This window comes from Allobosea vaviloviae (genome assembly GCF_001298265.1).
Taxonomy (GTDB): domain Bacteria; phylum Pseudomonadota; class Alphaproteobacteria; order Rhizobiales; family Beijerinckiaceae; genus Allobosea; species Allobosea vaviloviae_B.
In genome coordinates this window covers 1-24,750 of record NZ_LGSZ01000068.1, presented here as the reverse complement: position 1 = coordinate 24,750, position 24,750 = coordinate 1, and the positions used below count along the sequence as shown (strand labels likewise).

The window sequence follows — 24,750 nt, the reverse complement described above, 5'->3', positions numbered from 1 at the left end:
GGCCCTTCATCCCCCGCCCGCCCGTCTGAAACCAGAACGGACAGTCTCACCGAAACCGGCTCAAGGGGGTCAAAGTTGGACGCCGATCCCCCGCCTCAAGGGGTCAAACTTGCACGCCGAAACACACGCGGACATAGGCGGCGCGGTCGGCTGCCTCGACGAGGAAATGAAACACCGCACGGTCGTGCCAGAGTGCAAAGGCGTCCTGCGGGGGATGCCAGGCGGTCACGTCCTGGGCGATCCATGTCACGCGGCCGGCGTGGTCTCCCAACCGCTTCTGCGCGACAGTGAGGCCGACGTGGGAGATGTCGAGCACGGTCAGGGCCGAGTGGCCGGCATCCAGCAACCTGTCGATCAGCACCGAGGCGCCGCCACCGATGTCGATGATGGGGGCATTGGCGCTGATCCCGGAACGCGCGATCAGGTCGAGCGAGAGCGTCGGGTCGTCCTGGAACCAGCTGACCTCGTCCGCCTGCCGGGTGCTGTAAACATTTTCCCAATGCTGCTGGCGCGGGCTCGACATGGCTGGCTCTCCGATGCTGCGACGATCCCATGGGTCGGCGGCCGTTTGGCGGCAGCAACGCCCGTCACGACCAGGCGGTCATCTCCCTGCCGCCGCACAAATCACGTCTATCATAACGTCCTCGTGTCACGCAGGCGTCACACCTGCACATTAGCAATAATCCGAACGATGATGATTTTCGTTCGGATTATATGAACGAATTTCCGTTGAAGGAGAGTTGCGATGCTATCGGTTGTCGACGTTTCGGTCACCTACCCGAACGGTGTCGCGGCACTGAAGGCGACCAATGCGACATTCGCGCGCGGGCAGTTCATTGTGCTGCTCGGCAAGTCGGGCGCCGGGAAATCGACGCTTCTGCGCAGCCTGAACGGCCTTGTCCGGCCGACGCGGGGCGATGTCCGGAACGAGGCGCACGGCTCGATCTTCGCCAGCGGGGCGACGTTGCGGGCGCACCGCCGCCGAACGGGCATGATCTTCCAGCAGCACCATCTGATCGGCCGTCTGACGGCGCTCGAGAACGTTCTGACCGGTCGCCTGGCTTCACACGGATTTCTGAGGTCGCTCGCGCCGCTGCCCCGCGCTGATCGAATCATGGCGCTGGAGGCTCTTGACCGGGTCGGCCTGGCCGATCGGGCGCTGGATCGGGCCGACGAGCTCTCGGGCGGCCAGCAGCAGCGCGTCGGCATTGCGCGCGCGATGGCGCAGCGGCCCGAGATCGTGCTCGCCGACGAGCCGGTCGCAAGCCTTGATCCCGCGACCGCCGTCAAGGTGCTGGAGGACCTGCACCGGATCTGCCGGGAAGACGGGATCACCGCGATCGTCAGCCTCCATCAAGTTGAACTGGCGCGCCAGTTCGGCGACCGGATCTTTGGTCTGGCGCGGGGGCAGATCGTGTTCGAGGACGGCCCGGAGGCAGTCGGAGGCATCGCACTCGATCAGATCTACCAGACGCACCCGGCCGAACTCGCTGTCGCCGCCGAATAATCGACCAGCCACAACCGATAAGGACATCGTCATGAAGCGCAGAACATTCATCGCCTCGGCCGCCACGGCGGGCCTTTTTGCCCTCGTCGGCCCTGCCGCCGCAGACAAGGCCAACCCGGACAAGCTGCGCATTGCGCTCCTGCCGGATGAGAACGCCTCCACGATCATTCAAAACGCGCAGCCGCTCAAAATCTTCCTGGAAAAGACGCTCGGCAAGCCGGTCGAGATCATCGTGACGACGGACTACTCGTCGATGATCGAGGCGATGCGGTTCGGGCGGATCGAGGTCGGCTATTTTGGTCCGTTTTCATATGTCCTGGCGAAGTCGAAGGCGCCGGAGATCGAGCCGTTCGCCGTCGGTGTCGAGAAGGGCAAGCCGAACTACAACTCCATTCTGATTGCCAACGTCGATGGCCCGGTGAAGGAACTGGCCGACGTGAAAGGCAAGCCGTTCGCATTCGGCGATCAGGCCTCGACGTCGAGCCATCTTGCGCCGCGCGCGCATCTGGCCAAGAACGGCCTTATCGGAGACAAGGATTACAAGGTCGTTCATCTTGGCAAGCACGACGCCGTCGCGCGAGCCGTCGCGGCCGGACAGATTCCCGCCGGCGCCCTGTCGGAGGCGATCTACAGGGTTCTGGTCGAGACCAACAAGGTCGATGCGACCAAGCTCAGGCAGATCGCGCTGTCGGACCCGATCCCGAACTACCCGATGACGATTCAGGGCTACCTCAAGCCCGAACTCAAGGACGCGATCAAGAAGGCGTTCCTCGAACTCAAGGATCCCGAGATCCTCAAGCTGTTCCGGGTCGAGCGGCTCGCGCCAGCCACCGACAAGGACTACGACGTCTTGCGCGACATGGCGAAGATCCTCACTCTCGATATCGCCAAGCTCGGGTGAATGGCATGAGCGCATCCGGGTCCTTCGATACTATTCTTGCCGAAGAGCGCCGCTCCGCTTTGCGCGGGGCGGGGCTTCTGGCTGCGATCATCGCCGTCTGCGTCATCGCGTTGGGTGTGACGGGATTTTTCGACCTCCAGCGCTTCATCGAGAGCGGCCCGGCGATCAGCCAGCTTGCCGACGAAATGATCCCGCCCGATTTCGGGCGCTGGCAGTCCTGGCTGCGGCCGCTATTTGACACCCTTGCCATGTCGATCGCGGGCACGGCGCTCGCGGTCGTCTTCTCGCTGCCGCTAGCGCTGTTGGCCGCCCCTAACACCAGCCCGCACCCGGTTGTCTGTTTTGCCGTCCGAACCCTGCTGGCGTTCCTCCGTTCCGTGCCAGAGATCATCCTTGGCGTGCTGTTTGTGGCCGCTGTCGGCTTTGGCGCATTGCCCGGCGTGTTGGCCCTGGCGCTTCACTCGGTCGGGATGGTCGGCAAGTTCTACGCTGAGGCGATCGAACATGTTGATCCCAAACCTCTGGAAGCGGCGCGAGCAGCCGGCGCGACGCCGCTGCAGGTCATCGCGCATGCGGTCCTGCCGCAGGTCCTGCCGCAGCTCACGGACGTGACGATCTATCGCTGGGAGTATCATTTCCGCGCCTCGGCCGTGCTTGGCATCGTCGGAGCCGGCGGGATCGGGTTCGAGCTGATCGCGGCCTTGCGCCTGCTGAACTATGATCAGGTGTCAGCGATCCTGCTCTCGATACTCGCCTGCGTCGTCGCCGTCGACAGCATCGGGGCGTCTCTCCGGAGGTCTCTAAAATGACAAGCGCTCCACCGGCCGCCTTGCCTCTGGCTGTCCTGACCAGCCGGACCTTCGACGAAACCCGCGCGACGTTCGATGGCGCGGCGCGTGTTCTGTCCAACGAAGCGGTCGAGCCTTGGCCGCGCGAGTCGCTCATCGAGCGCTGCCAAGGCGCGTCCGCTCTCATGGCGTTCATGACTGATTGCATCGACGGCGCTTTTCTCGATCGATGCCCCGATCTGCGAATCATCGGCGCCGCGTTGAAGGGCTATGACAACATCGACGTCGAGGCGGCGACCGAGCGCGGCGTCTGGGTCACCATCGTTCCCGACCTGCTGACCGTGCCGACGGCAGAGCTGGCGGTCGGGCTCACTATCGCGCTTGGACGCCATATCCGGATCGGCGACGAGCGAATCCGGCATGACGGCTTCGCAGGATGGCGGCCGCAGCTCTACGGCACTGGGCTATCGGGCTCAACCGTTGGGCTCGTCGGGTTTGGCCAGGTGGGGCAGGCCATCGCGCGATGCTTGTCGGGCTTCAACTGTCGGCTGATCGCCTGCGACGCGCAGGAGCGCGAGATATCCCAGCCCATCGAGATGGTGGCGCTGCCGGCTCTGCTGGCGCAGGCCGACATCGTGATCCTGGGACTTCCGCTGACCCCAAGCACTCTCTTTCTGATGGACGCCGCCACCATCGCCCAGATGAAACCGGGCGCTCTTCTGGTCAATCCGGCCCGTGGGTCGCTCGTCGACGAGCAAGCCGTCGCCGATGCTCTCGAGAGCGGCCGACTGGGCGGCTACGCTGCAGATGTCTTCGAATGCGAGGATTGGGCCAGGCCCGACCGACCTCTTGCGATCCATCCTCGACTAATCGCGCAGCAGACCCGCACGATCCTGACGCCGCACCTTGGCTCGGCGGTGACCCTGGCGCGGCGCCAGATCGAGCTATCGGCCGCGCATAGCATCCTTCAAGCTCTGGCCGGGGTCACTCCTGACGGTGCGGTCAACCACCCTCATAGTTGATCCGCTCTTTGGACGATGTCTGATCGATGCTGAATCTTGTCCATGCGCGAACCTTTCTCACCATCGTCGAGACTCGTGGGGTGAGATCGGCTGCGCGTCTGCTCGAACTCGCGCCATCGACGATCATCGATCACATCCGCCAGTTGGAAGAAGAACTGGCCGTTCCCCTGCTCGATCGCCAGACCCGAGAGGCCAGACCAACGGCGGAAGGGGAGCGTTTCCTGCCCATCGCGCGTGCGCTCGTCGAGACAGCCGAGCGCGCACCTGCCCTGTTGAGCGATCGTCGTTTGCGCATTGTCTCCTCGAGTAATGTCGGCATCTACATGCTGCAGCCATCGATTGCGGATTTTCAGACCACGACCGGCATCACGGTCGAAACCTGGATTGGCCCCAATCCCGATGCGATCGACCGCATGGGGCGCGGCGAAGCCGATCTTGCTGTGCTCGAATGGTGGGACGAGCGAAAGGGCTTCTCGGCCCGGACATGGGCATGCGAACCGCTCGTGATCATCGTTGCACCCGGTCATCGCTGGGGCGGGCTTGACGCGCTCACGGTCGAGGAGTTGCTCACAGAGCCCTTGCTGGGTGGTGAGCCTGGGACAGGGACAGGCCGGCTGCTGCGTCAGCAGCTTGGACCGCTGGCGGATCGATTGATGACGATCAGCGGCTTAGGGAGCACGGAGGCTGTCAAGCGCGCCGTTCGCGCCGGTCGCGGGGCTTCCGTCGTGATGAGGTCGGCCGTTTCGGACGAGATTGCGGCTCATCAACTGGTAGCGCTGTCCCTGCGCGGGATCGCGCTGTCCAAAGAGATCAAGATGGTCGTTCCCGAGGCTCTGCCATCCACGGCTCCCGCCATGGGTTTTTTCGCGGCTGCCGGTCCGGAGCGATCATACCCGGTTGTGTGAGGGCGATCGCTCGCCCTCACCGGCACGAGGCAAGGCTCAGCTCATGCGCTTGATCTCGGCATAGGCGCCTTTGGTACGCAGGATGATGATGACGGGCTTCGTCCCGCGGTTGCGCCAGAACCAGCCATGGCCGCCGTCGAACTCGGCCGTCAGCACGCCGGTGTCACCCGCGACCGCGCGGCCGGTCTTGTAGCTCTTCTCCTTCGCGCCCGGTCCGGGCGTGCCGTGCATGTCGTAGTTCACGACGCCGTCCTTGACGCTCCAGTCGAACGTGACCTGCGCGCCCTTGACCATGGTCAGCTTGTATTCGACGCCCTTGGTCGGCTCCAGCGTGATCACCGTCTCGTCTGTCTTCTCCGCCTGGGCGAGATCGATCCTCTCGCCGGCTTGCGCGGTCGAGGCGAACAGCCCCGCCAGCGTGGTCAGCAGGCTAGAGCGCTGGTCCGGTGAAGGCGTCGCTGGGGCCGGCTGAGCCGGCGTGGTCGAACTGTCCTTCAGGCGGTCTGCCTCGGCTTCCGCAGCGAGCTGGGTCTTAATCTCGCCCATCTCGGTCAGCTTCAGCATACGGCCGATGCCGGTCGGGTCGATGGCGTACTCGGCCGGCAGGACGATCGTAACGAGGATGCCGGCGGCCGCGACGATAGCGATAGCCGTCGAGCGCAGGAGCTGCGCTGAGGTCGGCAGTTCGGCGCGGGTCGGGATGTCGGAGTTGTACATTGTGTGGGTGCCTTTCAGATCGGGGAGACGAAAAGGCCGGTGAGCTGATAGCCGATCAGCACGAACCCGGCGGTCATCATGATGGTGTTGGCGGTATAGGCATGGCGCAGGAAGCTCGGCGTGCGCCGCCAGAAGCCCATCGCGATCAGGATCGCGGTCAGGGCCAGGATTTGGCCGATCTCGACGCCGACATTGAACGCCAGCAGGTTGGGCACGAGGCCGTCCGGTGCGACGTTGTAGTCGAGGATCTTGGTCGAGAGGCCGAAGCCATGGAACAGGCCGAAGATCAGCGTCGCGGCCTTGGTGTTCGGCTGAACGCCGAACCAGCGCTGGTAGGCGCCCATGTTGTCGAGCGCCTTGTAGACCACCGAGAGGCCGATGATGGCGTCGATGACATAGGCGTTCATGCCGATGTTGAGATAGACGCCGAGCAGCATCGTGGTGGAGTGCCCGAGCGCGAACAGGCTGACATAGATGGCGACGTGCTTCATCCGGTAGAGGAAGAAGACCACCCCGAAGAGGAAGAGGAGGTGGTCGTAGCCCGTCATCATGTGCTTGGCGCCCAGATAGACGAAGGGCATCAGGTTGATGCCGCTGATCTCCTGGATGTAGCCCTTGTCGCCTTCGGCGACGCCGTGGGCGATGGCGGGCGCTAAGCTCGCCAGGAGCAGGATAAGAGGCAGCGATGCGTGCGAGGCTGCAAGACGCAGCCCGCACCGCCCTCCGATGGAAGGTCGTTGCATGGAAGTTCCAATGGTTCGTCGGTGATGGATGGCCGCCGAGACGGCCGCACTCATGCTGCGACGACGGTTCTCGGGGGACGCTCCAGCCCGTTAGGATGGCCGGGATCGGCCATGAACGGGTCGTGCGTCAGGCTGGTGCGCGCGAAGCCCGGCGTTACGAGCGCGAGGACGCTGAGCGTGTCGGCGGTTTCATGCAGGTGATCGGCCGCGTTATGGCCGTGGGCATGGCCCGGTATCTGCTCTGACGGCTCGCCCTCGTCATGCGAGTGACCGTGCTCGGCGATCGTCGCGGCGAGCTCGGCATGGCGGACGGCTTCGGCCTGCGCGGTTGCGAAGGCATTATGGCCCGCAGCCATGTGAACCGACGTGAGCAGCACGCCGAGCGCCATCGCGAAGGCGATGACGAGGCTGAACCCGGCTCTGAGGCTGCGTCGCGACATGGGCAGGTGGTAGAGCCTTCATTCTTGGCGAGAGTTGGACCGAGCCCCCGGGATCGGCGAATCGCAGTCTTCATTGACGCATCCTACCCGGGGGGATACGGGAAGTCATGTCAGAGCCTCACATTCACGAAACTCACCCTGCCATCGTAAAGCGGCTGAAGCGAGCCGACGGTCATCTGCGCAAGGTCATCGAGATGATCGAAGCCGGGCGCCCCTGCCTTGACATCGCCCAGCAGCTGCAGGCGGTCGAGAGCGCGATCGGACAGGCTAAGAAGACGCTGATCCAGGACCATCTCGACCACTGCCTCGACGAGGTCGCAGGCTCGCTGCCGCGCGAGCAGCGCGAGGTCGTCGAAGCCTTCAAGGCCATTGCGAGATACCTTTAGGACCAAGCCCATGCTGGCCATCCTCGGCAACCGGACCTATCGCCACCTTTTCCTCGCGCAGGTCATCGCCCTGATCGGCACGGGTCTCGCCACCGTGGCGCTCGGCCTGCTCGCCTATGACCTCGCCGGCGCGAACGCGGGCATCGTGCTGGGCACGGCGCTCGCGATCAAGATGATCGCCTATGTCGGCGTCGCGCCGATCGCCTCGGCCTTCGCGGAGCGTCTGCCGCGTCGAGCCATGCTGGTCGGGCTCGATCTCGTTCGCGCGGCGGTGGCTCTGCTGCTGCCTTTCGTCTCGGAGATTTGGCAGGTTTACGTCCTGATCTTCGTGCTGCAGTCGGCCTCGGCCGCGTTCACGCCGACCTTCCAGGCGACGATCCCCGACATCCTGCCGGACGAGAAGGACTATACGCAGGCGCTGTCGCTGTCGCGGCTGGCCTATGACTTGGAGAGCCTGCTGAGCCCGGCGCTGGCGGCGCTGCTGCTGACCGTGATCAGCTTCCACAACCTCTTCGCCGGCACGGTGATTGGCTTCCTTGCGTCGGCTGCGCTTGTCGTGTCGGTAGCCCTGCCGAGCCCGAAGCCCGGAGAGCCCCGCGGCATCTACGAGCGCACGACGCGGGGCCTGCGGATCTACTTGGCGACGCCGCGCCTGCGCGGCCTGCTGGCGCTGAGCCTGGCCGTCTCGGCGGCGGGCTCCATGGTCATCGTCAACACCGTCGTCCTCGTGCAGGCGACCTATGGCATGACGCAGCAGGCGACCGCGCTCGCCCTGGCGCTGTTCGGCGCCGGCTCGATGACGGCTGCCTTCGCGCTGCCGAGCCTGCTCGACCGGCTCGACGATCGCAGACTGATGCTCGCGGCCGGGGCCGCCTTGCCGGCGCTTCTTCTACTCGGCACCCTCGTTCCGGGCTTTCCCATTCTGTTGTTGCTCTGGTTTGCGCTCGGCTTCGCCTACAGCCTGACCCAGACCCCATCGGGGCGCCTGCTGCGGCGCTCGGCCCATGCGGAAGACCGGCCCGCTCTTTTCGCCGCCCAGTTCGCGCTGTCGCATGCCTGCTGGCTGGTCACTTACCCGGCCGCCGGCTGGCTCGGCGCGACGCTCGGCCTGCCCGCGACCTTCGCGGTGATGGCCGGTATCGCCGCGCTGGCGCTGACGATCGCCTTTCGTGTCTGGCCGGCGAGCGATCCCGACGAGATCGAGCATGAGCATCTCGCTCTGGCGCCCGATCACCCGCATCTGGCTGGAGCGGGCCGACGGCATCGCCATGCCTTCGTGATCGACCGGGAGCATCCGGCCTGGCCCAACCCCGGCCGCACGGGCTAGCCGATGGGCTTGCACGACGAGATCGATCCGGCCATCCGGCGCCTTGCCGCCGGCGAGACGCTGTTTGCGGCCGGCGACGAAACGCGCGGTTTCTTCGAAGTGCGTACGGGACGCGTCAGGCTCATGCGCTTCGGCGCCGATGGCCGCGAGACGGCGTTGTTCACGGCAGGGCCGGGAGAGCGCTTCGCCGAGGCCTCGCTTTTCGCCGCGCGCTACCATTGCGACGCCATTGCGCTCAGCGACGCCATGGTCGCGTGTTTTCCCAGGGCCGCCTGCCTCGCCCGGCTGAACGACGATGCGCCGGCGCGGTTCGACCTGACTGCCGATCTCGCCCGGCAGGTGATGATGCTGCGCTCGCGGTTGACGCTGCGCGACATCCGCTCGGCGCGCGAGCGGGTGCTCGCCTTCCTTGTTGCGGAAGCCGGCGACGACGGGCGCACCGTCGCTTTCGGCGGCTCGCTGCGGGAGATCGCTAGTGCGATCGGCCTGACGCCCGAAGCCTTCTACCGGACGCTGGCGCGGCTCGAATCCGAGGGCGCGATCGAACGGAAGGCAGGCCGCATCGCCCTGACATGATCGCGATCATGTCAGGGCGATGCGGGTCTCTGGCAGGTTGGGTTCAAAGGAGAACCCCCTATGGCCCATATCGCCTACACAGCCGCGCTCGTCCTGATTTCGGCAAGCGTCGCGCCGGCCTGGCCGGCAAAAGCGCAGATGCCCAGCCCCTATGCCGGCGAGCAGGGCCGGGAGATCAAGGCGCTGTCGGCCAAGGATATCGATGAGCTAACTCAAGGACGCGGAATGGGGCTCGCAAAGGCTGCCGAGCTCAACCGATATCCCGGACCCATGCATGGCCTCGAACTGGCCGAGCCGCTCAAGCTGTCAGACGAGCAACGGCAGGCGCTAAAGGCGATCATGACCCGGATGAGCGCAGAGGCGAAGGCGGTCGGACAAGACCTACTCGGCCTTGAGCGCGAACTGGACGCAGGCTTCGTTGCGCGGACGATCGACGCCCAGCGACTGCGGACGCTGACAGAACGGATCGGCGTCACGCAGGGGGCACTGAGGGCCGTCCATCTCGCCGCCCATATCGAGACCGCGGCCGTCCTTTCCAAGGTGCAGATCGCCCAATACGATCTTCTGCGCGGCTATGCCGGTACGCCCGCAGGACCGGGCAACCATGGATCGCATAACAAGCATTGAGTGAATTGTGAGATCGCGGCTCGACGAGCGCCGGCTGCGGCCACTCGTCGAGCCAATAGGCCGACGGCCTATTTGCGCGCCTTTTCGACCTCGCGCTTGACTAACTCGTAAAGTGGGCGCGGACCGAATTCTGTGAGGGGCTGCCCGTTCACGAAGAAGGTCGGCGTTCTGCTCACCTCGAGCGCTTTTGCATCTGCGCCGTCCATGTCGAGGGTCGTCTGGAATTCCGGCCGGGCCACGTCGCGCTTGCCCATCTCGATGTCGAGACCGGCGTCCTTCGCCCGCGCCCAGGCCTTCTCGAGGTCGGGCTTGTCGTGGTCGGCCCATTCCGGCTGGAACTCCAGAAGCGCTGCGAGGACGGGCTCGAACTTGCCCTGAAGCCGAGCCGCTTCGAGGATCTTGACCGCGGCGTCCGACCCCTCGTGGAACGCCGCGTACCGGATCACCAGCCGCGCATCGTTCGGGAACAGGGCCAGGATCTGCTTGAGCGGCGGATAGAAGGCGCGGCAGGCCTCGCAGGACGGATCGAAGAACTCGACGATTGTGACCGGAGCACTCGCAGGGCCGATGACGGGCGAATGATCGCGGACCAGCGCCTCGGCGCGCGAGGCCGCAACGGCTTGAGCGCGTTTGGTCTGTTCGTCCCTATGGAAGAGGGTGGCGCCGGAGAAAATCGCGAGGGCGAGACGCCGGTGAGGACAACGATCACACGGCGGTTAATGACGCGGCCTTTGTTCTGGAGCCGATGAGCGCGATGGCGATCGCGGCGAAGGCCGCGAGAGACAGGTAAGGCAGGGGCAGCATGCCCAGGATCGTCATGTCGGCGCTGGCACAGGAGGGTCCCTGCGAGCAGGGTTGAATGCCTTCAGGGATCAGGCCGGCGTAGAGGAGGCTGTGGAACGCCGCGATCGCCATGCCGATGGCGGCCAGGGGAAGACCATAGCACCATATTCCTGTGTCGCCCCGGAAGCTGGCCACGGCGAGCAAGACCGCGAGCGGGAACATGAAGGCGCGCTGATGCCAGCACAGGCTGCAGGGAGCCTGGCCGACGACCTCGCCGATGAAGAGCGCGGCCAGGCTCGCTGCGACTGCGATGATCCAGGCGACGAAGAGATAGAGCCAGCGGTCGTGTCCGCTGGCGGCGGTAGCATCGTTGGTCATGTGGGAAAGCGAGCCTTTCATCCGATTTTCGCGAGGAAGGGGAAGGTTTCGAGAAGCCAGAACGCCATGGTCGAGAGCTGGCCCGACATCATGGCGAGGCCCATCAGGATCATGATGCCGCCCGCCACGATCTGCAGGCTGCGACCGACGCCGCGCAGTCGGCGCAGCCTCGCCGTCATGCCGTCGGCGAACAGCGCCGTCAGGAGGAAGGGGATCGCGAGCCCGAGCGAGTAGACGCTCAGCAGAGCGACGCCGCTCGATGCCGAGGTCGACGTCGCGCTGACGGTCAGGATGGCGCCCAGAACCGGGCCGATGCAGGGCGTCCAGCCGAAGGCGAAGGCAAGACCGAGGAGATAGGCTCCCATGGGCCGTCCGCCTTCGATCGGCACATGCAGGCGAAGCTCGCGTTCGAGCCAGGCAAAGCGCACCAGCCCCGTCGTGAAGACGCCAAAGATGAAGATGATCGCGCCGCCGAGGATACCGGCTTCGTAGCGATAGGCGAGAAGGAGGTGGCTGAGCGCGCTCGCGCCTGCGCCGAGCAGCACGAAGACTGTCGAGAAGCCGAGCACGAACCAGACGCTCATCACGAGGGCGTTGAGCCGCGACGAGGATCGCGAAGGCAGGCCGCCGGCCGCGCCGGTTGCGATATACGAGACGTAGCCAGGGACGAGCGGCAGGACGCAAGGCGACAGGAACGAGACTGCGCCGGCCGCGAGCGCCGCCCAGATGCCGATGCCGGCGATGTCCATCAGCGTGCGCCCCCTTGCGGGGCGCGGGCGAGAAGGGCCGCGATCTCGTCGATCATCGGCTTCTCGTCCCAGGCTCGCACGCCGAACCAGCGCCCCCGTTCGGAGCCGTCGGGGCCAAAAAGGATCGTGGTGGGCAGCCCGGAGATTGAGAGCTGGCCCACCGACGCGCCCGTCGGGTCGAGGTAGACCGGCAGGTCCGCGATGTTCAACTGGTCCAGGAGCGGCTCGACGACTTCGGCGCCGTCGCGATCGACGGAGAGCGCGATCACGGCAGGAGGCCGACCGTCCAGGCTGCGATGGAGCCTCGCAAGCGCAGGCATCTCCTCGCGACAGGACCAGCACCACGTCGCCCAGACGGTCAGAAGAACGGCCTGGCCTCGAAAGCTCGCGAGGCCGGCGGCGCTGCCGTCGAGCCGCTGGAACATGAGCGCGTCGGCGTTGCGCGGTCGCGGCGTCCTATCGGCGACGACGGCATAGGAGAGGGCTGCCGCAAGCGTCATGGCGACGAGCGACAGTGCGAGCCGTCTGGATCTGAACACTGGTCCGATCAATCTCGGGCCTCGAAAACAGGATTGTCATGTCGCACGGCCTCGCATGGGCGATGCGTTCTCGCTCACGGCCGGCGTCTCGGATCTGCCGTGAAGGGCTTGCGCGCAACGATGCCGCGGGCCGCAGGGAAGGCTCGCCCTTCAGCTGCGGCGCGGTGGTCCCGTGGCCTGTGGCGGCCCTTGCGGACTGGACGTGAGAGAGGCCTGCACACCCTGGACGAAGATGGTCGCAGCGGGTTCGGCGCGTTCGGGGAGCAGAGAGGCCGGTGCCGGAGGCGTCAACGGCGCGAGAGCGACCGACTTCGCCCAAACGCAGCACGTGTTGACGCCTTCGACATGCGCCGTCCGATCACGCTGCGAATCCAGGGCGGTACCGCAGATCTCGGCGAGCGATATCTCGCCTGCGTCGAACTTGACGGCGAGATGCGTGCTCCCCGCAAGCGCGCTGGCCATCAGCTGGAACATGAGCACGAGACCGCAGGCGGCGACCAGAAGGCCTCGCCCCGTATCCCGTAATCTGCCGGTTGACATCATGACTGCATGATTAGCCCAGCCGAGAGGAGATGAGCAATTGCGATGCGGCCCGCTCGCGCTCTGTTGACCGTTCCCGCTCACACGTACTGTGGTCATCGCGTCGACTTTCCGGCCTTGGCGATATGCTCTTCGATCTCCGACACTGTCGAGCGCTCGTCCCATTCCCGCGCACCTGGCCAGCGGGCGACTTCGCGCCCGGACGGATCGATGAGGACGGTGGTGGGCAGTCCGGTGATCCTCAGCGCCGGCATGCTCCGGGCCTCGCGATCAAGATAGATCGCGAGGTTGGAGAGGCCCATCCGCTTGAAGAAAGGCGCGACGACTTCCAGTCCCTGTCGATCGATCGACAGCGCCACGACCTCGAACGAACTGTCGCCCTTCATTGCCTGAAGCCGGTCAAGCGAGGGCATATCCTTGACGCAGGGCGGGCACCATGTCGCCCAGACGTTCAACAGGACGAAGCGGCCCTGGAACGCCGCCCCCATCAGCTCACGTCCGTCGGCGGTTTGGAATGCCAGCCCGGACAGGACCGGCGACGACGGCACGCCTCGTCGTGTGGCGACGAAGATCCCGGATGCCGCTGCGATGATGAGGGTGAGTGCTGCGGCGGCGAGGACGAGCCGGCGCCTGCCAAGGTTCATCGGAGCACCAGGCGGATCTTGTCCAGCGCCGAGCCATCGTCCTCGTGATACGACGTTGCGATGGCCATAGGTAAAGAACGTTCGCTGGAAGAAGTCCTGAGGCTTGACTCCGTTCTCGGCCAGGAGAGCACGCGTCACGAGGTAGCCGGAGTTCGAGTCCGGATCGGAGAAAGCATGGATGTCACCGCGCAGGTCGGTGATCGTGGATGCCTCCCGCCCTTCGGATACGATCAGGTAGCTCTGATATGTTGTCTTACCGCGCCATATCGGCACGGCCACGAGTTCCAACTCGCGGCGGTATGCGATGAATGGGAATCCGCAGATCCAAGCGGCGTCGAGAAGCCCGGACAGAAGTTGCGACGTGATCTCCTGATATGTCCGCTTGAGGACAAGTTGCACCTCGGTCCCCATTGCAGCGCTGAGATATTTCTGAAGCGCTTCGAGCAGATCGAGATCAGAGTTCAAGAAGACCGGCGTCAGACCGAACCGAAACGGCTGTGCCGCCCTCAGTATCGTTGGGTGCGCGCTCATGGTCGCAACGGCCATTGCCGCAAGCGTGTACCGGCGCGTTATCCGGCGCGTCGTATCTCGCGATAGCAGGTGAGGACGGACCGGCACCTAGGACCTCCCGGTCTGCCTGCTATCAGATTGGGCGTCGGTAAAATGCGAGTCAACCAGTGTCTTTCAGCGGTTCCTGCCGCCCTTACGACTCTACGGTTATGCTGCCTTCGACTGCGGAGAGGATGCGGGCCGGACGCGCTGGCCAGTTATACTGTTCGGCGGAGGTCGCTTTTGCGAGGTCTGCCCTGTGCGCGCAGTTGTCGTGTAGATGTGCGGCATAAGTCCTTTGGGCATCCCAGCCCGCGCTCGCGCAGCACGTTCGTTTTCTGCCTCAACGTCAAAGATGAAAACCTTCCCGCCGATGCATTCCGAACGATAGGTCGGGCCGTCCGTGGCCGCCCAGCCCCCGTTGACCATGGTGCCAACGCGATGGCTGTCGATCAGGATCGGCTTGGTCATAAGGCCGGGCGCCAAGGCCACCCGCTCCTCGGGCGAGCACCTAGCGTTCCACAGCGACATTGCCCTCAGGTGCTGGGGCACCAGTCCACGTTTCATCAATAGCCCCACAGGACTGCAGTCAGACCGAAACGCCACCAGGATGGCGGGAGACATGCGACGGGTTCCTCGCGGGGCGGCCGCAGAGTGGTGGATAACGAGGTCGGAGCCGATCAGTTTCTGCGGCTCGAACCTGACCGGCTTAGGCGACGATGCGGGATAGCGAAGGTTAGCGCCAGGCCCATCATCGTCCTTGATATGGACGACCTTCTCCGCCGTCTTGGTGGTCCGACGGCGAGGCTTGGCGATCGCGTAGGCGTGAACCAGTGCGAGAACTGCGCGGAAAATGGCCAGCCGCCGGCCTCGTCTGCTGCTGATGAACCCAGATCGATAGTGCGAGCGAACAGCCTTCCGGACGAGTTCGTTGAACGCGTTGGCACCCAGGAGCCCCCGCGCAGCATCGAGCAGAATGCGCGGCCTGCTTTCGGGAGCCATCCTACCGATCTGAGTCTCGTAGGCGCGAGCCGCGCGCCTGGCGTCGGAGAGCACGGCCAGCGTGTCTTTCCGATAGCCTCGTCCGATATCGGTGATGACCGGTGGCCGCCGCGGGCGCTCTCTCGTGGCGCCAGTGCCGTCGGTATAGAACCGATCCGCATCCCCTGGATGGGGTGCGACGAAGATCTTATTCCTGACGGGTCGGAACTGTTGCCGCCAAGTCTTGAAGGCGCCCATGGGCCGGTACATTTTCTTGCCATGCACGGCCTCAGAAAGGCCGAGCACCTCTTGGTCAGTCATCCTGACGTTTTTGAACAGTTCGGGCGTGATGCAGTAGCGGACGAGCGACTGGGCAGAGGAGCCAGCTTGGAAAGGCTCGACGCGAGCGTAGTGAGCCGGCACCCGCTGCTTGATGTGCTCGACCATGGTCGTGAAGCTCGCCAGCGGAAGCCAGGGATGAGCGATGAGGAGGTGGCAGTGGACGTGGAACAGCAGCGTCCCTTCAGCGTCCCGACGCGCCGTCAGCTCTGTGTTGGCGAAGAAGAGGTCGACTTTGAACTTTCGGGCGAGGTGGTCCCCGATCCTCGAGGAGTCGCGCGCCATTCGCTCGATGACACCGTCAAGCGCCTCGATCCGATGCAGATCGCAACCCAGCACCACAGTCGTACCCGACACACGATGCTCGGAGACGAAGGCGTCTAGCTCATGGCGCAGCTGGCGTGTGTTGGAGACCATGACGGACGGAATGACGTTGTTGTTCCGGAAGCCCTGCGGGACCGGGCGCTCGGTAAGTGTCACAAGGTCCATCTCGACGAGCGGGGTCGTCTGCCGAAAGGATGTCCCGCCTGCCCGCTCGATGGCCTCGGCGATGGCGGTCGACTGCGCCAGAATGGCTTTCCGGCCGACTTGCGAACGGATCCAGGCGTCCTCTGACATCGCTTCCTCGCCGGTCCGGACCCGATTGACGTGCGCCGCAGTGGTCTGCCCGAGTTCCCAGATTAGACGCCCATCGGCGCTCGTGCCGACTGACCGGCGAATTGAAGACTTGGACATGCAAGTACCCGAGAACGTTGCTAAAGGAGGAGCGTTTCCGCTCGCCGACGTTCTCCGCCCCCGCAGCGCGGTGGATAGCCCCCTCAAGAGGGGCGGGCGTCACGGCACGACCAAGGAACTTTCTCCGTAGTTCCTGCGACCGTTCTGACCGGTTCGAACGGCAGGCCAAGCATCGGGGTGGACCGGCCCGAATCGATGCATTTACATTGTCCGGCAATCGCCATGTGGAGTCGAGTCGATCGGATAGCGGCGTTCGACGACGAAATGTAAACGCCCGGCGATCCGGATCCCCAACCCTTTTGTAGTACGGTCGAGATTCTAATCCCTGCTGTCGCGTCGACGGCTTTCCAGGCCATCTGCGGCATCTTCGGCCCCCCATCTTCTAAAAAAGTCGGCAGCGCGTTTAATATTATCCTGAGTGTCCATTGCCCGAGCGGCCCTCATTACGGATGATTCAGGAGGCTCAATTGCAAAGGTGTGTGTGCCCGGGCTATCGCGGTTGCCAATTTTAAAAACAGAACTAAGAGTCATCAGTGCAAATAAAGTGCAGCTCTCTAATTCTAAATTGAATATTTTTTCTTTGTGGAACGCATACGCAGATAGTGAAATTTCCAACGAAAATACATCCTCATTGAGGGTTGTAACCACGATTGTAGATTCTGGTGGTACAGATCCTACGGAAATATCTCCTAGAACTATATTTTTGGCGATTTCATTAACATCTTCAGCATGAATGGCTTTAAACCTATCTCGAGATATTTTTTCAATCTGGTTTTCCATAGCTATTCCGATAAGCCATTTGATTTTGCCAGGTTCCGCGAAATCATGATATTCGTCATCCATTGGAGTAATTTGTTTAGTCTCTATCTGCGATTCCCATAAGACTGTGGCCGGATCTTTCCGCCCGGTAGCGAACCGCAATGCGGAGCGCATAGCATCGTGTGCCGCTTCATCCGCATGCTGGCGAGACGAGCTCCAGCCGATCCAGGTAAAGTAGGGCTCGCTAACCTCTTTTCGCCCAAGGAGGACTCGATAGAATTGTGATGTCATCGGCGTTCCTTTTCATTCAAGAGGGGAACGTAGGCTAAACAAATCAAGCAGTTAATACCGCTTCCCAAGCTGAATGTCGTCGGTTCGATCCCGATCGCCCGCTCCAAAAATCTCTTGGAACCCAGCTCGTCACGGCGTTAGCGCCGCACCGCAGCCATCGTCGCGGGGCGTAGATCGGACGAGTGGATCTTGCGCGGCCCCGAAATCGTCCGGGCCGGTGCAGGAACCGATGCGTGGGCTGAGGCCTTATTTGAAGCCGATCAGGACGCCGTCCGCCCCCAGCGAGAATTGCAGGCCCTGGCGCCGCGTGGCGACACGGATGGTGACGCCCTTGGTGTTGCGCAGCCACAGCCGTCCTCGGCCCTGCTCGCCGACCGCCCAGCCTTCCCGGAGCTGGACATAGGCGCCGGCGAAATCCTCGACCTGCGTCAGACCATAGACCGTGCCGGTCGCGGTCAGCTTCGAGGCGCCGATGCCGCCGACGCCCAGCCCGCCGACGGTGATGCCATAGCTGCGGCCGCCGAATTTCAGGGTTCCACCGCCGATTGCGCCGGAGCCGATGAAAGCGACCTGGAGCTGCTGGATCCGGACCGAGCCGGTCGGCGGCCCGAGATTGCGCTGTTGCGACGAGGCTGGGGCCGCCAGCATCAAGAGCGCAACGAGCGAAGCCATCGCGGCCAGCGTCGATCTGAAGAATGTCATGGTCGGCTCCCTGTTTGGTCTTGTCCGCGCCGTATGGTCGCGCCCGTGACGCTGCCGCTCGTCGTCCCGGCTCGCCTTCAGAACAGCTCAACCTAGTGGGTGATCGCGATGTGACGCAACAGCACCTTGCGGAGATGCGCGGCTTGAACGCTCGCACCTCCTGGACTTCCATTTCCCTGGGGCTTCAATCTCTTGATGAAGTCAGGGATACTCCAGCACCGATCAGAGTGGCGTTCTTCATGCATCTGGGCTGGAGCCGGACGGGCGACCGGTTTCGTCGCGGGATCGTCACCGCCTGCCGCTATTGTGGGCGGTCGGGTTGCCAACATGTGGATTGAGATCATGACGCTGAAGCAGATCAGGGCCGTGGTGTTCGACTGGGCCGGAACCGTCGTCGATCACGGTTCGCTCGCGCCGATGGGGGCCTTCGTCGAGGCCTTCGGTGAGTTCGGCGTCACGGTCACCATCGACGAGGCTCGCATTCCCATGGGCATGGCCAAGCGCCCGCATGTCGCGGCGCTCTTCGCCATGCCGCGCATCGCCGCCGAATGGCAGCGGGTGCGCGGCAGGCCACCGACCGATGCGGACATCGATGCGGTCTACGACGTCTTCGTGCCCAAGAACCTCGCCGTCGCGGCGGCTTTCTCGGATCTCATCCCCGGTGCCGCCGAGACCGCCGCCCGCCTGCGCGCTGACGGCGTCCGCATCGGCAGCACCACCGGCTATACTCGGGAGATCATGGCGCAGGTCACGCCGCGCGCGCAGGAGCAGGGCTTCGTCGCCGATGCGATGGCCTGCACCGGCGATGCGCCCGACGGCCGGCCGACGCCGTTCCTGATGTGGCGCGTCCTGACCGAGCTCGAGGTCTATCCGGCTTGGCGCGCGGTGAAGGTCGACGACACCGAGGTCGGCATCGGCGAAGGCGTCAATGGCGGCGCCTGGACGATCGGCGTGGCGGTGACCGGCAACGTCTTCGGCCTGTCCCTGCCCGACACGCTCGCACTCTCGCCGGAAGACTTCGCGGCCCGTCGCCAGATCGCTGCGGGCAAGCTCGAGGCTGCCGGGGCGCATTACGTCATCGACGGCGTCGCCGATCTGGCGCCGGTGCTGGCCGAGATCGACCAGCGCATCGCGCGCGGCGAACGGCCCTGATCACAAGAGCGCCCGCAACTCTTCCTTCTTGACCTTGCCGGTCGCGGTCATCGGCAGGGCCTGCACGATGCGTATCTCCGGCACCTTGTAGGCCGCCATCCGCTCGCGGCACCAGGCCGCGAGCCCCGCCGCATCCAGCCCCGCTGCATCCTCGGCGAGCGCGATGAAGGCGACCGGGACCTGCCCGCGCTCGGGGTCCTCGCGCCCGATCACGCCAGATCCCGCGATGCCGGGATGCTGCCCGAGCATCGCCTCGATCTCGGCCGGGAATACGCTCATGCCCTTGACCTTCAGCATCTCCTTGCGGCGGCCGAGGAAGTGCAGATAGCCCTCTTCGTCGATGACGCCGATATCGCCGGTGTGCAGGAAGCCGCCGCGAATCGCCTCGGTGCTGGCCTCCGGCCTGTTCCAGTAACCCTTGAACAGTGACGGCGTACGCACGCAGATCTCGCCGGTTTCGCCGAGCGGCATCAGCGCGCCGCTGTCGAAATCGCAGATCTTGAAGTCCGTGCCCGGCACCGGCAGCCCGACGAAGACCGGCTGCGACAACAGGTCGAAATCGTCGCCCTGCATCCCGATGGTGAAGGTGTCCATCGTGTGCGTTTCGGTCATGCCCCAGGCGGCCTCGATCATTCCGGCGCCGGTCAAGGCGCGCCAGCGTGCCCGGAAATCCGGGTTGAGCTTCTTGACGAAGGAGGAGACACGGACTTTCCGAAGCGATGTCAGGTCGAAGGATGCGGACGCCGGGTGCTCCAGGATCTCGACGGTGTTGTCGACGAGCAGATAGGCGAAGCTCGCCTCGTAGTGTTCCACCGCGGTCATGAAGCCGACCGCGTCCCAGCGCGCCATCAGCACGACGGTCGCGCCCGCCACCATCGGGAACAGCAACCCGGTATCCTCGCCGGCGATCCAGAAGATCGGCACGAAATTGACCACGACGTCATCGGGAGACAACTCGAAGCTCGCCGCCAGGCTGGTGCCGGCGGTGTAGAGCATGTCGCGCTGGGTATGGATGCAGCCCTTGGGCATGCCGGTGGTGCCGCCAGTGTAGTTCAGCGCCGCGACGGCATCGAGATCGACCGCAATCACGGGCGCGGGCGTCGTGACCTGCGCCAGGGCCGGCAGCAGTTCGATCGCATCGTCGCAGGCAATCTTCGGCTGAAGCAGGGCCTGCGGCACGGGCATGGTCGGCATCGCCGGCAGCATCTCGGCGAAGCTCGTCACGAAGACGGTCTCGACTGACGTCTGGTCGCGCACCTGACGCAGCAGGGGCATCAGGCTGTCCAGGCAGACGATGACCCTTGCCCCGGTGTCGTTGAGTTCATAGGCGAGCTCGGCCTCACGAAAGAGCGGATTGACCGGCACATGCACGCAACCGAGCTTCAGGATCGCGAAAAAGGCGAGCATGAATTGCGGGCAATTCGGCAGGAACACGGCGATCCGGTCGCCGGAGCGCAGGCCGCGCGCATGCAGCAGCGCCGCGAAACGATCGCTCAGATTGTCGAGCTCGGCATAGCTGACCTCTCGGCCATAGAAGATGCAGGCCGGCTTGTCGGGCTGCCGCCGCGCCCATTCCCGCAGATGGTCGCTGACTGCGATCTCGCCCAGAGGAAAATGCGGCTGGCGTGGCACGCCTTCGGGCCATGCCGCGCTCTGCAGCGCCCTCAAGCGGTCGAAATAGGCTGCTTCATCGATCGTCATTGTCGGATCGGCCCGTCATCGCCCGTCTCGGCACGAGCCTGCTCTCGTGCCGTCCCGGCATGCGACAGGGTATCGGCGGTTTCGATCGATGCAAGGTGGTGTGCCGGCTCGGCTCCTGCTCCAGCCGAACTGCGTGGCCTGCATCAAAAAGCCTCCGGGGCGAACCCCGGAGGCTGTCTGAGCGATCGTCGTTGGCGTTGGCCTACGACCCGTCGTCTCGATCAGATGACGGAGGCGGGAGCCTTGTAGGGCTCGGCCTTCTCGTCGAAGCCCTTCCAGCCTTCCTCGCGGTACTGGGCCATGCGCGTGTCGCGATCGATCGGTGTGGCGCCGTCCATGATCGCCTCGGCGGTTGCGGCATGAGCGTCGGCCGCCTTCACGGAGACGACGGTGCCGCCGCGACGGACGGTCTCGGCGTGGTAGTGCGCGTCTTCTTCGCTGACGCCGGCGCTCGTGAAGGAGCCGACCAGGCCGCCGGCGGCGGCACCGGCCACCGCGCCAGCCGCGGTCGCGGCCAGCCAGCCTGCCGCAACGACAGGCCCGACGCCCGGAATCGCCAGCATGCCGAGGCCGGCGAGCAGGCCTGCTGCGCCGCCGATGCCTGCGCCGATGCCGGCGCCTTCGGCGGCGTTGCTGTCCTTGGCGCGCTCGTCGCGACCGACGACGCTGATGTCGTCGGCTGCGATGCCGGCCACTTCGAGCTGCTCGACGACGGCGGCAGCGGTCTCATAGCTGTCGTAGGAACGGGTGATGGTACGGGTCATTGGGTCTCTCCGGGACGGGTTACGAAAGCGAAGGGTCAGTTGCGGACGATGTTGCCGCGATAATCGACGGAGACGTTGACCTTGGCCCCAGCGTTCATGGCCGAGCCCTTCCAGACTCCGTTCTCGTCCTTCTTCAGATCGGTGACGTTGGAATAGCCATTCGCCTCGAGGCGGCTCTTGGCCTGGCCCTCGGTGAAGCTGTTGGCGCCAGGCAGCGGCGCATTGGTGTCGGTCCCAGCCTTAGGGGCCGGCATCGGCGAGGTCGTCGACGTCTGGGCGAGCGCTCCAAACGACGTCACAGAGGCGATCATCGTGGCGAGAAGCAGCTTCTTCATGGTCGTTCTCCAAAGGCTTGCGGCGATGGCCGCTGATGCCGGACAGAACGGCTGCCTGCTCAAATAAGTTCCAGAAATAAAGGTCTTAGCCGGGTGGAACCGATGAGGCCGACCCTCGTTTGGCGAGCGATGCCACTAACCCGGAGAACATCCATGGCCGCGACCCCCAAGCCCCTCGACGAGCTGTTTCACGACATGCTCAAGGACGTCTACTACGCCGAAAAGCAGATCCTGAAGGCGCTGCCGAAGATGGCGAAGGCGGCGAAGTCGCCCGAGCTGAAGAAAGCCTTCGAGACCCACAAGACCGAGACCGAAGGTCAGGTCGAGCGCCTGAGCGAGGTCTTCGAGCTGATCGGCAAGGCGCCCCGCGCCAAGACCTGCGACGCCATCCTCGGAATCCTCGAAGAGGGCAAGGCCGTGATGGAGGACTATGCCGACAGCCCGGCGCTCGACGCCGGCCTTGTCGCCTCCGCCCAGGCGGTCGAGCATTATGAGATGGCCCGCTACGGCACCCTGAAGGCCTGGGCGACCCAGCTCGGCCACAAGGACGCGGTCAAGTTGCTCGACGAGACGCTGGCCGAGGAGACAAAGACGGACAAGGCGCTGACCCAGCTGGGCGGCCCGGCGAACTCTGCGGCGGTCGCCAAGGCAGCCTGATCGCAGATCCAAGGCAAGACCCGCCGAGCGGCACTCGGCGGGTCTTGCCGACTTTCGAGTGCCTCGCAGCGTTTGCATCGCCCCGCGGAGTCGGGGCGTTGCTGTATGGATGCGGCGGACAGGTGCGGGCATGCGCCTGCGTCACGGGCGCCGCTTCCGGCAGCGGCGGAGTGGGGCTATGATCGCAGCCATGACACAGCTCCACGACAGCGGTGAAGTCGATACGCCTGCGCCTTCGCGCCTGGGCATCGTCATGCTGGCGGGCGGGGCGGTAACCCTGCTGCTGGCGGGCCTGCTGCTGTGGTGGCGCGAGGGCGACCGTCTCTTCACCGATGGTCTCATCGCCAGCATCGTGGCCTGTTTCTGAAGACACCCGCCATTTCGCGGCCGGTGCGGCCGCTATCAGGATTTCTGCCGTGAACCGCCGTCTCGTCCTGCCTCTCGTCGTGTTTCTCGCCGGCGCGCTCGCGCTCGCTGCCGCCGCGATCCTCACCTTTTCGCCGAGCCGGCAGGGTCAATCGGGCACGGCGAGCGTCGGCGGGCCTTTCACGCTGACCACCCAGGAGGGCAAGCCGCTGACGGACAAGGATCTGCGCGGGGCGCCGTTCCTGGTCTTCTTTGGCTTCACCCATTGCCCCGACATCTGCCCGACAAAGCTATTCGAGATTTCCGAGACGCTGCGGGCGGCTGGTGCGAAAGGCGACAAGCTGCGTGCCCTCTTCGTCACCGTCGATCCCGAGCGCGATACGCCCGAGGTGATGAAGAGCTATCTCGGTTCGTTCGACCCGCGCATCATTGGCCTGAGCGGCGACCGGCCCGCGATCGACGCGATGGTGAAGGCCTACCGCGCCTATGCTCGCAAGGTTCCGCTCAAGGATGACGACTATACCATGGACCACACCGCCCTGGTCTATCTGATGGGGAAGGACGGCAGCTTCATCGGCGCCTTCAACAGCGAGCAGCCTCCGGCTCAGGCGGCTCAGGAATGGCTGCGCCATCTCTAGGGTTGGCTGAGCCGCCTGCGACACGCTCGGTCTTAGCCAGCGGAGCACGCTGGCGGGCTACGCCATGGGTCGTCTTGTTCCAGACGAAGCGGCGGGCACGGTATTCGTGCAGCGCCATCCAGGCTGCCACGCAGACCAGCCCGTAATAGAGCGGCAGAAGCGGCAGATAGAGCAAAAGCTTCGGCGAGCCGCGTCGAAGCGCGCCGATGGCGGGCGGCAGGAACAGCGCGACCGTCCCGAAGAGCCAGACCGACACCGCCAGTGCCGAGGTCAGGCTGTGAAAGGCGTCCATTGGCGACAGCAGCGACCCGTCCTGCCAGGCCAGGAATGCCGCGAACGCGAAGGCCGGATAGGCCAGCGCGGTCACGACCGTTCCGAGGCATAGCGACAGGAAGGCGAGGGTGGCGAGAAGCCCGGCCTCGCGCAGCAGCCGGACCGGCGCGCGCGAATGCGTCACCAGCGTCTGCATGTAGCCCTTGATCCAGCGCGAGCGTTGCTTGAGCCAGGCGTGCAAGGTCAGCGGCGCCTCCTCGCGCGTCTGTGAGGGGAGATCGCCCATGCGGTAGCCCGCCCGCGCCAGACGCATGCCGAGATCGGCATCCTCCGTGACGTTCCAGGCATCCCAGCCGCCGAGCGCCCGTAGCGCCTCGGTGCGGAAATGGTTCGACGTGCCGCCGAGCATGATCGGCAGGTCCGAGCGCAGCAGGCCCGGATTGAGCACCTCGAACAGGCCCGCATATTCGAGCGCGAACAGGGCGGGCAGCCACCCTTCGCCGGCATGGTCGATGACGAGTCGCGCCTGCAGGCAGGCGAGGTCGTCCGGTGCGCGCAGGAAGCGGCCTGCCGCCAGCCGCAACTGCTGGGGGTCGGGGATATCCTCCGCGTCGAAAATCGTGAACAGCGTGCCGCGCGCCTCGATCAAAGCCAGATTGAGCGCGCGGGGCTTGGTGCGCGGCTGACCTAACGGCACAATCGTGACGGTGACATGGGGTGGTAGCGCCAGCCGCGCCAGCGCAGTCTGCATGCCGGTGTCATCGGCCTCGATCAGCAGGCGGATGTCGAGCTTGGCGGTGGGATAGTCGCGGCATTAGGTAGCAAGCTCACCTAAATCAACTTAGCTCAACGAGAGTCGTTGGGGTAGTGTTTTCTGATGTCAGACCCCAACGTTTTGCTCACCCTTCGCCGCCGCCGCGACGCCATCAACGACGC

The 24,750-nt window shown here is 64.8% G+C and carries 30 protein-coding genes; 13 read left to right on the top strand and 17 right to left on the bottom strand.

From position 1 onward, the window contains the following. Nucleotides 1-103 precede the first annotated feature (103 nt). The gene (locus tag AE618_RS23300; RefSeq protein WP_054211468.1) at nucleotides 104-523 is read right to left on the bottom strand and encodes a class I SAM-dependent methyltransferase; all 420 of its coding nucleotides are present in this window, start codon (nucleotides 521-523) and stop codon (nucleotides 104-106) included. A 222-nt stretch (nucleotides 524-745) separates the two neighbouring features. Here AE618_RS23300 and phnC point away from each other — a divergent pair, with 222 nt between their 5' ends. From phnC to AE618_RS23275, 5 genes are read left to right on the top strand one after another with little or no spacing between them, the layout of a single operon-like run. Next, nucleotides 746-1,507 carry a phosphonate ABC transporter ATP-binding protein gene (phnC, locus tag AE618_RS23295; RefSeq protein WP_082365517.1) on the top strand — a complete coding sequence of 254 codons (762 nt, stop codon included), beginning with the start codon at nucleotides 746-748 and terminating at the stop codon, nucleotides 1,505-1,507. A 31-nt stretch (nucleotides 1,508-1,538) separates the two neighbouring features. Next, nucleotides 1,539-2,408 carry a phosphate/phosphite/phosphonate ABC transporter substrate-binding protein gene (gene phnD, locus AE618_RS23290; protein ID WP_054211467.1) on the top strand — a complete coding sequence of 290 codons (870 nt, stop codon included), beginning with the start codon at nucleotides 1,539-1,541 and terminating at the stop codon, nucleotides 2,406-2,408. Between the two features lie 5 nt (nucleotides 2,409-2,413). Then, entirely contained in the window at nucleotides 2,414-3,217 is an 804-nt protein-coding gene (gene phnE, locus AE618_RS23285; RefSeq protein WP_054211466.1) for a phosphonate ABC transporter, permease protein PhnE, read from the top strand. Continuing rightward, entirely contained in the window at nucleotides 3,214-4,218 is a 1,005-nt protein-coding gene (locus AE618_RS23280) for a phosphonate dehydrogenase (protein WP_054211465.1), read from the top strand. The genes phnE and AE618_RS23280 overlap by 4 nt, the downstream gene beginning before the upstream one ends. 26 nt (nucleotides 4,219-4,244) lie before the next feature. Further along, on the top strand, nucleotides 4,245-5,123 hold the full coding sequence (locus AE618_RS23275) for a LysR family transcriptional regulator (protein WP_054211464.1): 879 nt from the start codon (nucleotides 4,245-4,247) through the stop codon (nucleotides 5,121-5,123). Nucleotides 5,124-5,159: 36 nt separating this feature from the next. On the opposite strand, the gene AE618_RS23270 is transcribed toward AE618_RS23275, so the two are convergent. From AE618_RS23270 to AE618_RS23260, 3 genes are read right to left on the bottom strand one after another with little or no spacing between them, the layout of a single operon-like run. Next, a complete protein-coding gene (locus AE618_RS23270; protein WP_054211463.1) occupies nucleotides 5,160-5,840 on the bottom strand; it encodes a hypothetical protein in 681 nt (226 codons plus the stop codon). A 14-nt stretch (nucleotides 5,841-5,854) separates the two neighbouring features. Continuing rightward, nucleotides 5,855-6,583 carry a HupE/UreJ family protein gene (locus AE618_RS23265; protein WP_054211462.1) on the bottom strand — a complete coding sequence of 243 codons (729 nt, stop codon included), beginning with the start codon at nucleotides 6,581-6,583 and terminating at the stop codon, nucleotides 5,855-5,857. A gap of 50 nt (nucleotides 6,584-6,633) precedes the next feature. Next, on the bottom strand, nucleotides 6,634-7,023 hold the full coding sequence (locus AE618_RS23260) for a hypothetical protein (RefSeq protein ID WP_054211461.1): 390 nt from the start codon (nucleotides 7,021-7,023) through the stop codon (nucleotides 6,634-6,636). A 107-nt stretch (nucleotides 7,024-7,130) separates the two neighbouring features. Here AE618_RS23260 and AE618_RS23255 point away from each other — a divergent pair, with 107 nt between their 5' ends. Genes AE618_RS23255 through AE618_RS23240 form a run of 4 tightly spaced genes read left to right on the top strand, consistent with a single transcriptional unit; the run spans nucleotide 7,131 to nucleotide 9,939 of the window. Further along, nucleotides 7,131-7,409, top strand: a complete 279-nt coding sequence (locus tag AE618_RS23255; RefSeq protein ID WP_054211460.1) for a metal-sensing transcriptional repressor — start codon at nucleotides 7,131-7,133, stop codon at nucleotides 7,407-7,409. Between the two features lie 10 nt (nucleotides 7,410-7,419). Continuing rightward, nucleotides 7,420-8,736 carry an MFS transporter gene (locus tag AE618_RS23250; protein WP_054211459.1) on the top strand — a complete coding sequence of 439 codons (1,317 nt, stop codon included), beginning with the start codon at nucleotides 7,420-7,422 and terminating at the stop codon, nucleotides 8,734-8,736. A gap of 3 nt (nucleotides 8,737-8,739) precedes the next feature. Then, nucleotides 8,740-9,312, top strand: coding sequence for a Crp/Fnr family transcriptional regulator (locus tag AE618_RS23245; protein WP_082365516.1), 573 nt, complete (start codon nucleotides 8,740-8,742; stop codon nucleotides 9,310-9,312). Between the two features lie 60 nt (nucleotides 9,313-9,372). Further along, entirely contained in the window at nucleotides 9,373-9,939 is a 567-nt protein-coding gene (locus tag AE618_RS23240; protein WP_054211458.1) for a Spy/CpxP family protein refolding chaperone, read from the top strand. Nucleotides 9,940-10,007: 68 nt separating this feature from the next. On the opposite strand, the gene AE618_RS23235 is transcribed toward AE618_RS23240, so the two are convergent. From AE618_RS23235 to AE618_RS23200, 9 genes are all read right to left on the bottom strand, one after another. After that, the gene (locus AE618_RS23235) at nucleotides 10,008-10,481 is read right to left on the bottom strand and encodes a DsbA family protein (protein WP_248310993.1); all 474 of its coding nucleotides are present in this window, start codon (nucleotides 10,479-10,481) and stop codon (nucleotides 10,008-10,010) included. Between the two features lie 163 nt (nucleotides 10,482-10,644). Continuing rightward, nucleotides 10,645-11,100, bottom strand: coding sequence for a disulfide bond formation protein B (locus AE618_RS23230; protein ID WP_054211456.1), 456 nt, complete (start codon nucleotides 11,098-11,100; stop codon nucleotides 10,645-10,647). Between the two features lie 17 nt (nucleotides 11,101-11,117). Then, nucleotides 11,118-11,849: a cytochrome c biogenesis CcdA family protein gene (locus tag AE618_RS23225; protein ID WP_054211455.1), complete on the bottom strand. Its 732-nt coding sequence runs from the start codon at nucleotides 11,847-11,849 to the stop codon at nucleotides 11,118-11,120. Continuing rightward, entirely contained in the window at nucleotides 11,849-12,388 is a 540-nt protein-coding gene (locus AE618_RS23220; RefSeq protein WP_156330448.1) for a TlpA family protein disulfide reductase, read from the bottom strand. The genes AE618_RS23225 and AE618_RS23220 overlap by 1 nt, the downstream gene beginning before the upstream one ends. A 150-nt stretch (nucleotides 12,389-12,538) precedes the next feature. Then, nucleotides 12,539-12,862 (bottom strand): hypothetical protein, encoded by a 324-nt coding sequence (locus tag AE618_RS28200; RefSeq protein ID WP_156330447.1) that lies wholly within the window; start codon nucleotides 12,860-12,862, stop codon nucleotides 12,539-12,541. 161 nt (nucleotides 12,863-13,023) lie between these two features. Continuing rightward, a complete protein-coding gene (locus AE618_RS29185; protein WP_054211452.1) occupies nucleotides 13,024-14,118 on the bottom strand; it encodes a PhnD/SsuA/transferrin family substrate-binding protein in 1,095 nt (364 codons plus the stop codon). A gap of 171 nt (nucleotides 14,119-14,289) precedes the next feature. Next, entirely contained in the window at nucleotides 14,290-16,176 is a 1,887-nt protein-coding gene (locus tag AE618_RS23205) for a hypothetical protein (protein ID WP_054211451.1), read from the bottom strand. A gap of 318 nt (nucleotides 16,177-16,494) precedes the next feature. Further along, on the bottom strand, nucleotides 16,495-17,226 hold the full coding sequence (locus tag AE618_RS28195) for a hypothetical protein (RefSeq protein WP_156330446.1): 732 nt from the start codon (nucleotides 17,224-17,226) through the stop codon (nucleotides 16,495-16,497). Nucleotides 17,227-17,472: 246 nt separating this feature from the next. After that, the gene (locus tag AE618_RS23200; protein ID WP_054211450.1) at nucleotides 17,473-17,928 is read right to left on the bottom strand and encodes a hypothetical protein; all 456 of its coding nucleotides are present in this window, start codon (nucleotides 17,926-17,928) and stop codon (nucleotides 17,473-17,475) included. Between the two features lie 342 nt (nucleotides 17,929-18,270). On the opposite strand from AE618_RS23200, the gene phnX reads away from it, so the two are divergent. After that, a complete protein-coding gene (gene phnX, locus AE618_RS23195; RefSeq protein WP_054211449.1) occupies nucleotides 18,271-19,080 on the top strand; it encodes a phosphonoacetaldehyde hydrolase in 810 nt (269 codons plus the stop codon). Here the strand turns inward: phnX and AE618_RS23190 are convergent, their stop codons facing one another. The 3 genes from AE618_RS23190 to AE618_RS23180 form a co-directional block, all read right to left on the bottom strand. After that, entirely contained in the window at nucleotides 19,081-20,781 is a 1,701-nt protein-coding gene (locus AE618_RS23190; protein ID WP_054211448.1) for an AMP-binding protein, read from the bottom strand. A gap of 221 nt (nucleotides 20,782-21,002) precedes the next feature. After that, a complete protein-coding gene (locus AE618_RS23185; RefSeq protein ID WP_054211447.1) occupies nucleotides 21,003-21,545 on the bottom strand; it encodes a general stress protein in 543 nt (180 codons plus the stop codon). Between the two features lie 35 nt (nucleotides 21,546-21,580). Continuing rightward, entirely contained in the window at nucleotides 21,581-21,880 is a 300-nt protein-coding gene (locus AE618_RS23180) for a PepSY domain-containing protein (RefSeq protein WP_054211446.1), read from the bottom strand. A gap of 153 nt (nucleotides 21,881-22,033) precedes the next feature. Here AE618_RS23180 and AE618_RS23175 point away from each other — a divergent pair, with 153 nt between their 5' ends. From AE618_RS23175 to AE618_RS23165, 3 genes are all read left to right on the top strand, one after another. After that, a complete protein-coding gene (locus AE618_RS23175) occupies nucleotides 22,034-22,537 on the top strand; it encodes a ferritin-like domain-containing protein (RefSeq protein WP_054211445.1) in 504 nt (167 codons plus the stop codon). Between the two features lie 190 nt (nucleotides 22,538-22,727). Continuing rightward, entirely contained in the window at nucleotides 22,728-22,904 is a 177-nt protein-coding gene (locus tag AE618_RS23170; protein ID WP_156330445.1) for a hypothetical protein, read from the top strand. A 49-nt stretch (nucleotides 22,905-22,953) separates the two neighbouring features. Further along, a complete protein-coding gene (locus AE618_RS23165) occupies nucleotides 22,954-23,541 on the top strand; it encodes an SCO family protein (protein WP_248310991.1) in 588 nt (195 codons plus the stop codon). Here the strand turns inward: AE618_RS23165 and AE618_RS23160 are convergent. After that, the gene (locus tag AE618_RS23160; protein ID WP_054211443.1) at nucleotides 23,486-24,565 is read right to left on the bottom strand and encodes a glycosyltransferase family 2 protein; all 1,080 of its coding nucleotides are present in this window, start codon (nucleotides 24,563-24,565) and stop codon (nucleotides 23,486-23,488) included. The two genes, AE618_RS23165 and AE618_RS23160, sit on opposite strands and share 56 nt — an antisense overlap. Between the last annotated feature and the right edge of the window lie 185 nt (nucleotides 24,566-24,750).